The 14,158-nt window shown below is 48.0% G+C and carries 14 protein-coding genes and 1 pseudogene; 12 read left to right on the forward strand and 3 right to left on the reverse strand.

Annotated elements, in window-relative coordinates; genetic code table 11:
• The first annotated feature begins 42 nt into the window (after positions 1-42).
• The 6 genes from pilP (at position 43) to pilV (ending at position 5,755) form a co-directional block, all read left to right on the forward strand.
• Positions 43-528 (forward strand): type IV pilus biogenesis protein PilP, encoded by a 486-nt coding sequence (pilP, locus tag LGZ98_RS21180; RefSeq protein WP_262978543.1) that lies wholly within the window; start codon positions 43-45, stop codon positions 526-528.
• A 13-nt stretch (positions 529-541) separates the two neighbouring features.
• Positions 542-2,095, forward strand: a complete 1,554-nt coding sequence (locus LGZ98_RS21185) for a GspE/PulE family protein (protein WP_262978544.1) — start codon at positions 542-544, stop codon at positions 2,093-2,095.
• Complete coding sequence (locus LGZ98_RS21190; protein ID WP_262978545.1) at positions 2,088-3,173, forward strand: type II secretion system F family protein; 1,086 nt, start codon at positions 2,088-2,090, stop codon at positions 3,171-3,173. Before LGZ98_RS21185 ends, LGZ98_RS21190 begins: the two co-directional genes overlap by 8 nt.
• A gap of 68 nt (positions 3,174-3,241) precedes the next feature.
• The gene (locus LGZ98_RS21195) at positions 3,242-3,844 is read left to right on the forward strand and encodes a type 4 pilus major pilin (RefSeq protein WP_113042326.1); all 603 of its coding nucleotides are present in this window, start codon (positions 3,242-3,244) and stop codon (positions 3,842-3,844) included.
• The gene (locus LGZ98_RS21200; RefSeq protein ID WP_113042324.1) at positions 3,845-4,510 is read left to right on the forward strand and encodes a prepilin peptidase; all 666 of its coding nucleotides are present in this window, start codon (positions 3,845-3,847) and stop codon (positions 4,508-4,510) included.
• A 147-nt stretch (positions 4,511-4,657) separates the two neighbouring features.
• Complete coding sequence (gene pilV / locus LGZ98_RS21205) at positions 4,658-5,755, forward strand: shufflon system plasmid conjugative transfer pilus tip adhesin PilV (RefSeq protein ID WP_390904718.1); 1,098 nt, start codon at positions 4,658-4,660, stop codon at positions 5,753-5,755.
• 526 nt (positions 5,756-6,281) lie between these two features.
• On the opposite strand, the gene LGZ98_RS21210 is transcribed toward pilV, so the two are convergent.
• Both LGZ98_RS21210 and LGZ98_RS21215 read right to left on the reverse strand, forming a co-directional pair.
• Entirely contained in the window at positions 6,282-6,563 is a 282-nt protein-coding gene (locus LGZ98_RS21210; RefSeq protein ID WP_021326512.1) for a helix-turn-helix domain-containing protein, read from the reverse strand.
• The gene (locus LGZ98_RS21215; RefSeq protein WP_021326511.1) at positions 6,563-6,877 is read right to left on the reverse strand and encodes a type II toxin-antitoxin system RelE/ParE family toxin; all 315 of its coding nucleotides are present in this window, start codon (positions 6,875-6,877) and stop codon (positions 6,563-6,565) included. The genes LGZ98_RS21210 and LGZ98_RS21215 overlap by 1 nt, the downstream gene beginning before the upstream one ends.
• A 618-nt stretch (positions 6,878-7,495) precedes the next feature.
• Here LGZ98_RS21215 and LGZ98_RS21220 point away from each other — a divergent pair.
• The 6 genes from LGZ98_RS21220 (at position 7,496) to LGZ98_RS21245 (ending at position 13,161) form a co-directional block, all read left to right on the forward strand.
• Positions 7,496-8,287, forward strand: a complete 792-nt coding sequence (locus tag LGZ98_RS21220) for a hypothetical protein (protein WP_113042323.1) — start codon at positions 7,496-7,498, stop codon at positions 8,285-8,287.
• Positions 8,288-8,289: 2 nt separating this feature from the next.
• Positions 8,290-9,027, forward strand: coding sequence for a TIGR03759 family integrating conjugative element protein (locus LGZ98_RS21225; RefSeq protein ID WP_262978546.1), 738 nt, complete (start codon positions 8,290-8,292; stop codon positions 9,025-9,027).
• Complete coding sequence (locus LGZ98_RS21230; protein WP_387493067.1) at positions 9,006-9,629, forward strand: transglycosylase SLT domain-containing protein; 624 nt, start codon at positions 9,006-9,008, stop codon at positions 9,627-9,629. Before LGZ98_RS21225 ends, LGZ98_RS21230 begins: the two co-directional genes overlap by 22 nt.
• Positions 9,630-9,634: 5 nt before the next feature.
• Positions 9,635-10,171 carry an integrating conjugative element protein gene (locus LGZ98_RS21235; protein WP_011145426.1) on the forward strand — a complete coding sequence of 179 codons (537 nt, stop codon included), beginning with the start codon at positions 9,635-9,637 and terminating at the stop codon, positions 10,169-10,171.
• 103 nt (positions 10,172-10,274) lie between these two features.
• Positions 10,275-12,428, forward strand: a complete 2,154-nt coding sequence (traD, locus tag LGZ98_RS21240; RefSeq protein WP_262978547.1) for a type IV conjugative transfer system coupling protein TraD — start codon at positions 10,275-10,277, stop codon at positions 12,426-12,428.
• Positions 12,409-13,161, forward strand: a complete 753-nt coding sequence (locus LGZ98_RS21245) for a TIGR03747 family integrating conjugative element membrane protein (protein WP_113042319.1) — start codon at positions 12,409-12,411, stop codon at positions 13,159-13,161. The genes traD and LGZ98_RS21245 overlap by 20 nt, the downstream gene beginning before the upstream one ends.
• A gap of 703 nt (positions 13,162-13,864) precedes the next feature.
• Here the strand turns inward: LGZ98_RS21245 and LGZ98_RS21250 are convergent.
• Positions 13,865-14,158 (reverse strand): annotated as a pseudogene (locus tag LGZ98_RS21250) (ISAs1 family transposase); the annotation flags it as partial.

Consider the following 14,158-nt stretch of genomic DNA (forward strand, 5'->3'; position numbering starts at 1 on the left):
CCTCACAGGGACAGTTAACCTATCAGACTGAGGGATACATTTATGCCCGGAAATAATACTGCCTTGTGTATCAGTGTGTTAAGTGGGCTAATTTTTATCAGTTCACCCGTATGGGCAACAGAGGATAGCGCTCTTTCGGTAACAGGGATGACAGAAGCATCTGCGGGTGTGACTGTGGGGCAGTTAGAGCATTTACACGCGAAAAATTTGTTGCTGGAAGCGGAATTGCAGCGGGCTAAATTACAACGCCAACTGACAGAAAGTCAGCCTTTGGGGTTGACGGGCAGTAATGATATTGGTCTGCCGGTGACCGTATCGCCTGTGATAACGGCGGGACAACCTGTGACCCGTCCGGTGGTTCAGGCGATTTATGGTCGGGGGCATGCATTGCGGGCGAGTGTAAGCCTGCCGGGCCGCGGTGTGATGGAGTTAGCTGTCGGTGACGCAGTGCCTGGCACTCAATTCAAAGTTAAGGTGATCACGCTTTCTGCGGTCACGCTAAGTGATGGTTCGGTACTCACGTTCTGAGAGAAGACAGGGAATGAAAGAAAACATCCAGATTAATGATGCTGTGTTGCTGTTATGTGAAGAACAGCAGGCTACGGTATTAATTGACAACAATCGTCGGGGCGATCCCCAGGTCCAGACTCGTGTCATGCAATTACTTGAAACCACGCCAGAGGCAGAAATTCGCTTTGTCAATTTGTCAGAATTGCAGGCGAACCGCCAGAAACAAAATCAGCGGACGAATGAACAGGGCGTGTGTCTGTCGGACTTAACTGATGTGAGTGAACGCCAGAAGCAGGTACTGACCTGTTTTGAACTGGCAAAAAAACTGAATGCGTCAGATATTCACCTGACTATCAGTCCAGGATTGACCCGAATTGAAATGCGTATTCACGGTGAGCTGGAAGTCGTCAATGAACTGTCGGAAGAGGAGGGAATGGCACTGGCATCCACGATCATCCTGTCAATGTGTGATGTCACTGAAACGCAATTTTTTCCCGGCCGTCAGCAGGACGGGAGGATTAAAGCGGATTTTCTGCGTCGGGTACATTTGTATGGTTCCCGGTACAGCCATACGCCAACAGCAGATGGGTTGTATGTTGTGATGCGTGTGATTGCCGATGATGGTGACAAAGTGCCTACATTGACACAATTAGGTTTTTTGCCGCAGCAAATCAAACTGATTTCTCGTATCTTGCGACTGCCCGAGGGCCTGATGGTGTTATCGGGACCAACCGGTTCTGGGAAGTCCACGACATTACGCACTTTTTGTCGCCAGTATCTTGACCGGACTGGTGGTAAAAAGCGGTTGTTGACCGTTGAAGATCCCCCGGAGGGGCGGATTGCTGGTGCGATTCAAACCCCCATCGTGTGTGACAAAAGTGATGAAGAGGCGGTCAGGCTTGCCTGGCACCGGGCGCTCACCTCTGCGCTGCGTCTTGATCCTGATGCCGTAATGCCAGGCGAAATGCGAGACCTGACTTCCATGCTAACGGCAATTTATGCTGCGCAAACAGGACATAGTGTCATGACGACGCTGCATACCAATAGCGCAGTCGGTATTCCTGAACGCATGATAACCATGGGGGTGAGTGCGGGGCTGATTGCCGACGCACAGCTTTTGATTGCGTTGATTAGTCAGCGTTTGGTGCAGACATTATGCCCACACTGTCGGGTACCTTGGGCACAGAAACAGGCGGTACTGGATGAGGAACAACGGGCTTATCTGATGCGTTATTGCCATGCTCCCGGTACCTGTTGCGTAGAGAATTTATATTTTCGCCACTCTGAAGGATGTGAACATTGTTGCCAGACGATTACCTTGAGCGGACGGATTGTTAGCCGGGGAGTGACCGGTCGTAGCGTGGTGGCAGAAGTCATTAGGCCCGATGCCCGATTTTTTACCTTGTTGATGACTGAGGGCAAAGAGGCCGCGAGACAACACTGGGTAGCGAACTTAGGCGGAATTACGCGTCGCCAGAATCTACTGCATAAGCTGAATGCCGGGCGGATTGATCCATTGGAAGCCGACTTAGTTTGTCCGCTGGATGAAGATGATTATTTGCTGATGGAGCAGTGTGATGCGTGAAATGTCATGGGTTAGCCGTCTGCGCTATGTGTTAGTTCGCCACACTTTCTTACTCAGTTATCGCATCATTTTTTATGAGGCGTTGCGTTTTTTACTGGAAAACAAGATACCGTTATTGAAAGCGTTGCGGCAGATACGTGATGTGTATACGCATTTCGATACCCATTGGCATCCGTTTGCTGAACTCATTGACGATTGTATCTCAGCACTCACTGATAACAGTCAAACGAATACCTTGGAACATGTGCTGGCTGTTTGGGGACCGGTAGAAGAGGCGGCGTTAATTAGTGCGGGTATGCGCAGCGGTCATTTGCCTGAAGCGTTGAGTCAGGCCATGACACTGATAGGTTGCCGTCAGCGTATTCTGATGGTGTCGCTCAGAATGATGATTTATCCCTTGCTGTTGGTGCTACTGATGGCGGGATTACTGGTGATCACCGCAACAGAATTGGTACCAACGCTAAAAAATATTGCCGATCCGGAAAACTGGCAGGGTGTGCTGGCATGGCTGAACGGGGTGGCGACATTCTTTGAGCATGCTTTTCTGTGGTGTGGTGTCTTACTGCTCTCTTTTATTGTGGGCGTGGCGTATTCGCTACCGCGGTGGGTCAACCGTCTGCGCCGCATAGCGGATCATTTTATCCCCTGGTCGGTCTATAGCGATATTCAGGGTGCCATTTTTTTACTGAACATGGCTTCCCTTTTGCGTGCTCAGGTTCAGACGCTGGATGCGTTAATTATCCTGCAACGCTTTGCATCTCCCTGGTTACAGATTCGTCTGGAGTCTATTGCTGACTGTGTCCGCGAAGGGGATCACTTTGGCCGGGCATTGCATCACTGTGGCTATGACTTTCCGTCAAAGGAAGCGGTGAATTTTCTGTCATTGCTGACGGAAGGTGATGGTACTCCTGAGATGATTGGACGCTATGGTGAGCGGTGGCTGGACCAAACCATTGTTCGGGTGAACAGGCGGGCCAATTTGGTCATGTTGTGTTCCCTGTTGCTGGTTGTCGGGACATTTATGTTGATCCTGCTGGCCGTTATGGAAATACAGAACATGGCTAACATCATGCCGTAACCCCTTTAAATTAAACCTCCTTTTAACGATTTTCTCCGTAAAGAACCCTTTATATAAGGAATAAATCAATGCAGTACATGATGATACAGAAACAAGACCGAATGGTCCGTTCCCCTGAACGGGGTTGGGCTATTTTGGAAAATGGCGCGGTCGCTCTGGTTGTGATTGCCGTGATTACTGTAGTTTTGGGGGGCATTTATATGTTGTATGACCGCAAGGATGCGGTTGTGGAAACAACGAATCTGCAAACTGTCATCTCCAGTACTCAGGGGTTAATGAAAGGCAGCGGCGGGTATGAATTTAGTCATGCAGACAAGATGACCGGCGTCCTGATTCAGTTGGGTGGCGTACCGAAGAGTATGACGGTTCGCGGAGATACGACTGTCGGTAATGCCACGCTGTGGAATATCTGGGGTGGTCAGGTAAAGGTCGGACCGAGCAGCACGGGGGGATTTAATAATGGATTCACGGTAACTTACGAGAGAGTCCCTCAGTCTGCCTGTGTTTCACTGGCGACTGGGATGAGCCGGGGAGGAAGTGCGTCAGAGATCACTATTAATAATACTCATCACGCTGATGGCAAGGTGACACTGGAAAGTGCCAGTACAGCATGCACAAGGAACAACGGTCGTACCGGGACCAATAAACTGATCTTTACGATTAATGGTTAAATGAAGACACTGATTGCGGTTAGCTTTCCTACAGAATATACCCCTCTGGTTATGATGACGTTATTTGTCATCGGATGCGTGCTGCTTAGTCCGGTGAGTAAATTTTTGCAGGAATACGGTCTGTTGATGTGTTCAGTGCATCCGGCACCACGAATAGCTATCTGTTTGTACGTGGTGTCGGGCACATTGATGTTGTTATCACCAGCGCCGCTGATGGAGCGGATAGCCGCACTGTTGCTGCTGAGTTTTTTGCTGCAATTATCGGTTATGGATGTTTTGAGTGGCTGGCTTCCTCGTCAGTTTACATTGGCTTGTCTGGTGTCCGGTGTATTGATCAATATTTCGTTGCCGTCAGTATCAATAACTCTTTTGGCTACGGTGCTTATGCTTGCTGGGACGGGAGTGTTACGTGAGCTGATGAACCGGTACTCTCAATGTGAAGTACTGGGAATGGGGGATGTCTGGCTGATGGGGGCACTGTGTGCCTGGCTGACAGGGTTACCGGCACTGATAGGTTGCTTGATTGGTTTATCCGGTTTCGTGCTGTGGCATTTGGCACAATTACCTCATCAAGGTACGAAAGGCGGGCCGCTGGGACCTTGGCTTAGCTTGGGGAGTGTGGTCATGTTGTTGGAACGATTATATCAGCCAATATGGGTAATCTAATAGTGACAGAAAGAAAGGGGTGTTGTGGCAGCAGCAGGGGGCCAGAGCCGGATAGGGGATACATGATGCTGGGCACAGCTGCCGGACTCATGATATTGCTGGTACTGTCGGCGTTGGGAACCCGCATTTACAACGATTATCTGACAGATGAAGTCCTGGCAGGTCATGGCGGCGCAAAGCAGTCGTTTCAGTGCCGCGTCGAAAGCTTATATTGGCCGTTATTATGGTAGGTTGCGAAATTCAGCAACGACAACCCAACCGGTGATGATCACCCCGGATATGTTGAGAAAAACTGGGCTGTTGCCATCCGGATTCAAAGACACCAACAGTTCAGGACAGCGCTATCAGACCGCTGTAGTGCGCAATACCCAGGATCCGGCACTATTGCAGGCAATGGTGGTGACACAAGAAGGGAGCCAATTACCTTATAAAGCCCTGCGCCTGATATCGATGGATATCTCTACCGGATTGGGGGGATATATTCGGGATGGAAAGACGGCTACCGGCGCAATGAGTACATGGACCGTGCCTTTAAAGGATTTTGGGATAAACAGTGGTGAAGGTCACCTGGCCGTGTTATTGAGCGCAGATGAGTTATCTACTGCTCGTGAGGAGAGTGACCGATTGTACCGTTTTGCTGTCCCCGGTCGTCCGGAGCTGAACAAAATGCATACTGACATTAACATGGGAGGCAACAACCTGAACAATACGGCTACCGTGAATGCACAGGCTGGATATTTTAGTGGCGATATCCGGGCGAATGCCGGCCAGTTTCAGGGGGATATTCGTAGCCACGATGGCTGGATTGTGACGACAAAGAATAAAGGCTGGTTAAATGAAACTTATGGTGGTGGTTGGATGATGTCGGACAGTAATTGGCTTCGCAGCGTCAATAATAAAAGCATTTATACGCAGGGGCAAATCAAAGGCGGCACCCTCCGGGCTGATGGTCGTCTGTCAACAGGGGAGTTTTTACAACTTGATAAAGTGGCTGTGGCGGGTACGGCCTGTTTACCCAACGGATTGGTTAGCCGCGACAGCAAAGGCGCCATACTGTCCTGCCAGTCCGGTCTGTGGACAAAAGCGGAGACCACCTTGCAGCAGAATCAATGTTATCAGGATGGAAACTGGGGCGGACGTGATTTCGCTGAACACCGATGTAAGCCTGGATATTATGCGGCGGGACTTAAATTTGTGGGTCACCAACGCAGCGAATCAGCCTATGTCATTACCTGCTGTAAATAAAAACGTAACATGTGCGTATATCTGATTTTTATTTTGGTGGTGTTGTGTTGTCCTTGTTTTGCACTGGTGAGTAGATTAACGCCCTGGCGGGGATTTATCTGTTCGGGTTTCCGACACAGAAAAAAACGGTATTATATCATTCATCTGTCCCCGACTGACAGGATAGGGCGTCTGACGCGAAGCCGGACCCGGTGTTTTCATGCGGCATTTGTTCGCGAACTTGAGGGGGCATTTTTGCGGGCAGACAGGGATATTCTGTTTCGTTCTCATTTGATGCGGCCTGCTCAGATACGGGAGCATGAAATTGTGTGGGGCACTACATTGGTGTTTATGCTGCTATGGCTAATGTAGAACCATCAACCGTACTCCGGCTAGCTCATTAATTCTGATGTGGAAAGCATTTAAACGACTGCCCCACAGATTTTTATGCTCTCCAATATATTGAATTTCCTGTAGAACTTTATAAAAGTTATAATTTTTTCTTAATTAATGCTAATGTATGCATACATTAGCATTAATTGGCTATTCAGTAGAGGACGATGACAGGCTTTTTAATACCACAGGCGTGAGCATAACGGGTCAGCGTATCGATGCTGGCTTTCGTGATGTTATTTTCCATGCGGGAAATAACCGGAGGTGTAACCCCCATCCGTTCAGCGACCTGAGCTTTTGTCAGATTGTCATGTTTGCGCCATTCTGCAAGCAGCTCTCTGAGCTTCTCCTTGCGTTCTTCCTCATGCCATGCAGCACGATATTTGTCATCCTGCATCCACTCGTTATGCAGTTCTTTATGACTTACCAGTTTCATTAATTAAGTACCTCCGCTAACCGCTTTTTGGCGAGTTCGATTTCTTTCGCTGGCGTTTTCTGTGACTTTTTGATGAAAACCCGGAGCATGATGATTGTATTGCCTTTATGATATACCCAGATACCTCTGGCTATGTCCGTTCCCATCGTGCGGATCTCAAAAAGTCCATCGCCCAGGGGCTTAGTGTCCGGTTCCCGCAATAATCGCGCGTCAGATTCAAGCTTACCGATAAGTCGGTCAAATTTAACCCGAATCCTCACGGGCAATGCCGTGGCTTCTTCCCTAGCTTCCGGGTGATAAACTACGTTAAACATATGGCCTCTCTTTTATAATTATATTAGTGTATAGGCTAATAAATGGCAATGAAAATTAACCTGTAAGCTAATTTAAATCAGAGGGGTAACAAATTATGAGGACTGTATTTCCAGTTAAATATTATAAGGGTGAGGGATTTGTTGAGCGCAAGGTTGAACTCGACGATCAGGACATCGAGGAAATTATTCAGGACTGACTAATGAAAGCATAAAAAACCGTGGGGCAATCATTTAAATGCTCCCCTCGGATGGCCGTTCTGAATGGCGAGCTAAAAGGCACAATTTGAACGTTGGTATCCCAGCATCAAAATTAATGAGCTAGTTGGAATATGGTTGATGGTTCTACATTAGCCATAGCGGCATAAACGCCAATGTAGTGCCCCACAGATTTTATGCTCTATATTGGAGTGTAATTTTCATTTTTTCATGTTGAATTTTTTATCGTCATCCTCTCTGGTTTTGCCCAGTATGCTTCCCTGTATCGGGTAATCATATGATTAGACTCTAATCACGACCTGAATAAGTCGCATTTCTGTGTCGGTTGTTTTGTCAAGCAACCCGATAATACTAAAAGTACGCCAAGCACAGCGCTAAATAAAACAAACAAGGATGTTGTGTATGACAACTGAAATCCCTCCTCTGTCGCCGACGTCTGAAGCTGAAATTGACAGCTTGCGGCAGGCGGTTTCTCAAAAGACCCAACCCAGGTTGTTGCTAAAAAAATGTCTGAGATATCTGTCAATATTGCTTGTTATTGTCAGCATCGCATTGCTGGCATTCGTGGTACGGCAGCAACATCATCAGTTAGTGGAATTTCAGTCATTGATGCGAAATGGATCATTCCGGCATTTGCCTGATGAGGTGCAAAATCTGCACGAACGGCTTGATAAAGCGGATACCGGCTTTATCTCCTGTCAGGACTGGCAAATGCAAAATGACCGGTTTCATCAGGCATTGATAGCGCAACAGAGATCCGTCAACGACCAACAGAAACCGCTGGTACAGTCAGTGGCTGATTTAAGCCGTGCGCATCAGGATCTTACCGAAGCAGTAAGTGTATTGAAAAATACCGTGAAACAGCAGGAAATGCGCGTTGACGCATTAATCACGTGGAAATCTCAGCAGGAAAAGCATGCGGGTAAAAAAGCGGGCACACCTGATCGGGAAATTCTTCGAACAAAGAAACGGATAGTGGCTCCTTTCATGCTTTCTGGTATTGAACGTCGGGGAGAACAAGTTTATGCCGTTATTATTCCACGAGACACAGATCCTCATTCTCAAATATCTCAAATGCGCTTACTGACCCCGGGTGAAAGTGCATTTGAATGGACGTTGGTCAGTATCTCCGATCATCAGGCTTTGTTCCAGGTACAAGGGCATCGTCAAACCCTGTCAGTCAATGGAGGGTAATGATGAGAAAAGATTTTTTCAGCCAGAGGAAGGGGGTGGTGCTGATTGGCGTTGTTATGTCTCTGTCAGCTTCGGCAGCACAGGTTGCTATCTCTGAACAGACAGAAACGGGAATGAAAGCGACTCAGCAACAGGTCACGCAGGCTGAAAACCACCGTATTCAGGCGCAAATGTGGGGGCTGACAGAAGCAGAGTTTCAGCGTTATCAGCAATTGATGCAGGGGCAACGGGGCATTCAGTCTCCTGGGCTCGATCCGTTGAGTGCATTGGGCATTGAGGCAGAAACAGTACAGGAGCGTCAACGTTATGCCGAACTGTGGGTTAGGCAGGAATATGTTCGTACTGAAAAGGAACTGGCGTTCCAGCGGGCGGTGGATGCGGCTTGGAAGCGTCTGGCGCCGAATATTTTGCCGGTTAATTTAGGGAAGGGGGACGGAATCGCACAGGGTAATCAAGGGCGGCTGGCGTTATTTGTGAAAGAGGATTGCGCGGCTTGTGATGCCCGGCTGGCTGCTGCCTTGTCCGCTGACCGTGAGGTGGATATTTACCTGGTAGATAGCGAAAGCAACGATGATGTTTTACGTACCTGGGCAGGTAAACATCATATTCCATCAGAAAAAGTCCGTAGCCGAAAAATCACGCTTAATCATGACAAAGGGCGCTGGCGACAATTTGGTCAGGGGAAAATGCCGGTCGTACTACAACATGAGAATGACGGATGGCGTGTGGTGGCATTTTGAGTCTCGTTGTTGCGGGCAGCCTCTTTTGGGTGACAGAAGGTATGGCCGCGGCGGTAAAACAGGTCGTCCCGCCTGGGTACCAGCAGATTGCGCGGGTGCATGGCGTACCTGCTGAAGTGCTTTATGCGTTGGCACTGGCTGAATCGGCAAAACGTTTGCCACAGGAGAAACATGAACGCCCCTGGCCGTGGACGCTCAATGTGGCTGGAAAAGGTTATCGTTATGCAACCCGACAAGCGGTCTGGCAGGCGTTGCAGGGATTTATGCGCAGCGTACCCCTCAAACGTATTGATGTGGGGATTACTCAAGTGAATTTAGGCTGGAACGGCCATTATTTTCGTTCTTATTGGGATGCCTTGGACCCCTATACTAATCTTCATGTGGCAGCTCGTATTCTGAAAACCTGTTATCAATCCAATCCGGGTAGTTGGTTGAATGCGGCAGGCTGTTATCACCATCCCGCTGGCGGTCAACCCGCGAGTAAGTATCGGAAAATCGTCGCACGTAAACTGAGTACGCTAGAGACCCGATATCCTGTTTTGTCCACCAATATTGCTGTAGTTAATACGACACAGACCTGGATTGAACCGAAGGAAAAATAAAGAAGATGTTAATCCATAACTTAATCCGTTATCGCTGCCGTTTATTTTTAATGATGATGATATTGACGCCCTGTTCTCAGGCTGCACTGACTATTGTGGCTGATTTAGGTGGACAATCTACAGCAGCGTATTTTGATGCCATTAACGCTCAGGACAATGAACCGACGACTTCTTCAAATACGGAGGCGACCCCGCCAGATTTGACCGAAGGGGGCATTTTACCGGTGGAAACGCCGGAATTGTCTCCCGGACCTGTTGACGCTCGTCCGTTGCAATTGCCAGGAATGGGAGCGTTGTTCATGATTGGGGATGATGCCCGGTCAAAACAGTGGTTGAAGGAAAATTTGGTTGGCCTTCGGAAAAAGCAGGCGGTGGGGTTGCTGGTCAGTGTGCGGGATAAAGCACAACTGGATGAACTGCGTCAGCTTGCAGAGGGATTAGTATTAGCCCCCGCTTCCGGCAGTGATTTGGCCCGGCGGTTGAATTTGCGGCATTACCCAGTGTTGATAACCGATATCGGTTTAACTCAGCAGGTGCGTTGATGTGGCCCCGTCACCCTATACTATCCGAACTGATGTTGCCATACAGTTTCCCGGTGCTTTTGTTGGGATTGTTGTTGGCAATTGTGGTGTTATGGCGGGCTAGATGAGCGATCGTTATGTGATTGAAGCACGGTTACGTCCGGCTGTTGAGTTGAATACCGCTGTTGTTTCGGCGGTTGCCGCCGGTGTCTGTATCGTAGCGCCGTGGGCTGTGGCATTGTCACCATCGGTCAGTTATGTCATGGCGGCAGGTTTTGGCATGTTATCAGGTCTCCGATTCCGGCAGGGGTTACATATACTGAACTACCGGCGCAATATCCGGCGATTGCCCCGTTATGTGATGGCCAGCCACCAGGTACCCGTCAGTCATCAGAGATTGTTTCTGGGGAAAGGGTTTCTTTGGCAACAAAAACATACACAACGATTTCTGGATACCCTGCGCCCGGAAGTCGAACGTTATGTTCAACCTTCCCGGTATTATCAATTAGCGAGGGCATTTGAGCAGCGGTTTGAGTACCCATTGCCCTCTTTATGTCGTCTGACGCAACGTGATTCCCCGTGGAACCCGGTGAGGCCATTGCCGCCGGTGGGGGGCAATCCAGCATTGCATGGCATTGAACCGGATGAAGTCAATGTGTCAATGGATTTGCGTGAGCGGGTCGGGCACATGTTGGTCCTCGGTACAACCCGTGTTGGTAAGACCCGGCTGGCAGAGTTACTCATCACGCAGGATATCCGGCGGGGTAATATCACGATTGTGTTTGATCCGAAAGGGGATGCAGACCTGCTAAAACGCATGTGGGCGGAAGCGCATCGTGCCGGGCGGGAAGATGAGTTCCAGGTGTTTCATCTGGGCTGGCCGGATATTAGTGCTCGCTACAATGCTGTTGGGCGTTTTGGTCGGGTTTCAGAAGTCGCTTCTCGTATAGCAGGACAATTGAGTGGGGCGGGTAACAGTGCCGCTTTTCGTGAGTTTGCCTGGCGTTTTGTCAATATCGTTACTCGTGCTTTGGTGGCTCTGGGGCAGCGACCAGATTACACCCTGATATTACGTTATGTCACCAATATTGGCGAACTGTATGAAACTTATGCTGAAAAAATTATCAGGCAATGCCTGCCTGTGTTATGGGAGCAGGTAGAGAAAAGTCTGGGTCTGCTGACGGAAGACGATTTGCCACGCAATATGCAGGGGCAGACGAATGCAGTGAAAATCTGGGCGATTGAAATGGCACTAAGCTCAGAAGCGGGGAAAAAACTCTACGATCCGATACTGGACGGGTTGCGCAGTGCGGTTCGCTATGATCGCACCTATTTTGACAAAATTGTGGCATCCCTGTTGCCATTACTGGAAAAGCTGACCACGGGGAAAACAGCTGCACTGCTGGCACCAGATTACACGGATATGAACGATCAGCGTCCCATCTTTGACTGGCAACAGGTCATACGTAAGAAAGGTATTGTCTATGTAGGACTGGATGCTTTGTCGGATGCAGAAGTCGCTTCGGCAGTGGGTAATTCCATGTTCGCGGACTTAGTTTCTGTTGCGGGTCACATTTACAAATTTGGTCTGGATGACGGTTTACCAGAAGGTAAAACGAGAAAACTCCCCATTAGCTTACATTGTGATGAATTCAATGAGCTGATGGGCGATGAATTTATCCCGCTGATTAACAAGGGTGGTGGTGCCGGGATAGAGGTAACCGCTTACACCCAGACTTTGTCTGATATTGAAGCACGTATTGGCAGCAGTGCTAAAGCGGCGCAGGTAACAGGAAATTTTAATACTCTGGTTATGCTGCGGGTCAGGGAAAATAACACCGCCGAGCTGCTAACCCGTCAATTGCCAGAGGTGGAAGTGTACACTAAAACTTTGGTCTCCGGGATTACCGATATTTCCAGTCCAGAGCAAGGCGGTCATTTTACCTCTAATACTCAGGATCGGGTTAGCACGATCAGAACGCCGTTAATTACGCCTGCCGAAGTGATTAACTTGCCGAAAGGTCAGGCATTTGCTCTGCTTGAAGGGGGGCGGTTATGGAAGATCCGCATGCCGTTGCCAGCAGCCGATGATGATGACCTGATGCCGATAAGTCTGCAAAAAATCGCTGATGATATGCGTAAACATTACCGTACCAGTGAATCCTGGTGGTCAGCGGGATCAATGCCAAGTGACAGTCAGATTGATTTCAATGTGATGTTAAATCCAGCGTTGCTGACGCCTGATGGGGAAGCTGACGATGACGCAACAGAACACTAAATCGCAGCAGATGCCAGCGAAAAAATCAGGTCCGTTAAAAACGGTCCTGTGGGATATGCCATGGATGCTCATTGGCTTCCTGCTGGTATCGTTGTTTTTTAGTTTGGTGATTGAATACCTTGGGATAGCCTTTTTCTGGACGGAACAGGGAGAGAGACACAGCCAGCAAGTGATGATCACGGAAAGCGGTTGGTTGTCTAAAGAATTTACCCGCAGCTTACTGTTATCAGAGCCCGCGACTACGCTCAGTATCGGGTTAAAATGGAGTTATCAGTGGGTGTTTGTAGACAGTGGTGCACTGGACTGGATTAACCAACAGCATACAGTACAAGCTCGGAGCCACTATGAGATGGTGAGAGAGTTGAGCGATTGGAGTGTATTACTGGCGGAAAGTTTGCGGAAGTACCTGCTGGCAACGGTATATGTGACCGTAACCTTTATTATCCGGCTCACTATTCTGGTGTTGTCTTTGCCATTGTTTGTGATGGTTATAGGTGTTGCTGTTGTTGAAGGGCTAAGTCGACGTGACTTGAGACGTTATGGTGCTGCTTATGAGTCGAGTTTTGTCTATCATCACGCCAAACGGTTTGTGAAACCGGCGTTTTGTGTACCCTGTCTGTTATATCTCTCCTGGCCATCGGCTGTGTATCCCAATTTATTATTGTTACCCGCAGCTCTCCTATTAGGGATTGCTATTACTGTGATGATGAGTACTTTTAAGAAATATCTTTGAGGTAAAAGCGGTATGATGTGGATTTTAGGGTATTCCCATAGTATTTGTTTGGAAAATCAGTGTACTCGACTATGCGATTTTCAATGAGCTTAATGACCAAAATGATCTGGTGCGTAAATTTAGCATTTCTATCCAGTGGACTTACATTAGATTGACGAACTTTTAAAAGGGAGTTGGAATTGTTTTTAGAATAAATTATTCAATGAGTAATAATAATGAGTAAGATATACCAATCAAGTCTGTACGAGATTAGTCAGATGGCAGATTGAATATGATTTCTCCACGTTATGTTTCATGTTCAATCTGTCTTATTTTTTAGGTGTAGGAAAAGTGATTGTAATTTACCTTCCATAATTTTCTTCTTTATCCAAGCAAATATTTGCTAGTAAGTGGTTTAAGGATTTACTGTTGCTCCGTTCTGCGGGCTAGCATTGACAACCCGACAGTATTAAAAATAGCATATTAGTATTTATACAATGACGTCCTTAGGACGTCATTGTATAAATACCAACTTATTTGTCAAGATATTTAATATTATCCATAATTTCATGGAATTAGATGAGCATCAAGGAAAATAATTATTTGACTTTCTACACCTACCTGTGTATAAGTCCTAAGGACTTATACACAGGTAGCCTTATATGATGAATGAAACTATTCCTCTCCGGGAAGCTCTGTGGCGAACATTACTCAACAAGTATGCTTTGCTTTCGGCTGCCTGATGGTATAGGGCTACACCGGATTCAACATCATAAGCACTGACCACATGCAGGGCTTCAAATAATGTCCCCTTACAGGTTCCTCTCAGGGTTTTTCCATCAATGGCGATAAGACTTTTTCCTGCCCTGACCCGACGCTGGTTGATCCAGGCATAAAAGGCTTCAACCAGTGCATCTTGCTCTATCATTTTGATAATATTAGCAATACAGTGACTACGGGGAATACCGTGAGTAAAATGCGTGTATTGTTTAAGCCACTCGCTCTGTAACTCCCCAAA

This window comes from Photorhabdus kayaii (genome assembly GCF_025384895.1).
In the GTDB taxonomy this organism is placed as follows: domain Bacteria; phylum Pseudomonadota; class Gammaproteobacteria; order Enterobacterales; family Enterobacteriaceae; genus Photorhabdus; species Photorhabdus kayaii.